The sequence below is a fragment of the Frankia sp. AgKG'84/4 genome, from assembly GCF_023242965.2.
Taxonomy (GTDB): Bacteria; Actinomycetota; Actinomycetes; order Frankiales; family Frankiaceae; genus Frankia.
This window is the reverse complement of record NZ_JALKFU020000709.1, coordinates 1-549: the sequence shown is the minus strand read 5'-3', so window position 1 is coordinate 549 and position 549 is coordinate 1. Positions and strand designations below refer to the sequence as shown.

General features: G+C 78.3%; 1 protein-coding gene. It reads left to right on the top strand.

The genetic code is table 11. The annotated features are described in order from the left end of the window. The first annotated feature begins 178 nt into the window (after positions 1-178). Positions 179-475: an Asp-tRNA(Asn)/Glu-tRNA(Gln) amidotransferase subunit GatC gene (gene gatC / locus MXD58_RS24735; RefSeq protein ID WP_248840909.1), complete on the top strand. Its 297-nt coding sequence runs from the start codon at positions 179-181 to the stop codon at positions 473-475. Positions 476-549: the final 74 nt, after the last annotated feature.

Sequence of the window (549 nt, the reverse complement as noted above, 5' to 3'; positions counted from 1 at the left end):
GCTCGGCCCCGGCCGCCGGGCGGCCCGTACGATGACATCACGCCGACGCGGCGCGTCGCCCGGCCGTCCCGGACCGTCCGTCACGGAATCCGCGGCCCGTCCCGGGGCCCGGCCGCCCGCGCCGCGCACGACCAGCCGCGGGCCACCTGGCCCGCCGCCCACGAAGGGGCCACACGCCATGGGGATCACGCGGGACGAGGTAGCCCATCTCGCCCGGCTGTCGCGGATGTCGGTGACCGACGACGAGCTCGACGCGCTCGCACCGCAGCTCGAGGCGATCCTGTCCGCGGTCGCCCGGGTCGCCGAGGTCGCGGCCGCCGACATCCCGCCGACCAGCCATGCCGTGCCGCTGACGAACGTGTTCCGCCCGGACGTCGCCCGGCCGTCCCTGCCCGCCGCCGAGGCCCTGGCCGCGGCCCCGGCGGCCCAGGACGGCCGCTTCCGGGTGCCCCGCATCCTTGATCCGGACGAGTGAGGTCAGCGCCCGCATGACGGACCATCCGACTCCCAGCGCCACCACCTCCGCGACCGCCGCCGCCGGCCAGCCGG

Bases quoted from the DNA above. Each gene is read 5' to 3' on its own strand.
- gatC (WP_248840909.1), top strand. From the start codon at position 179: ATGGGGATCACGCGGGACGAGGTAGCCCATCTCGCCCGGCTGTCGCGG.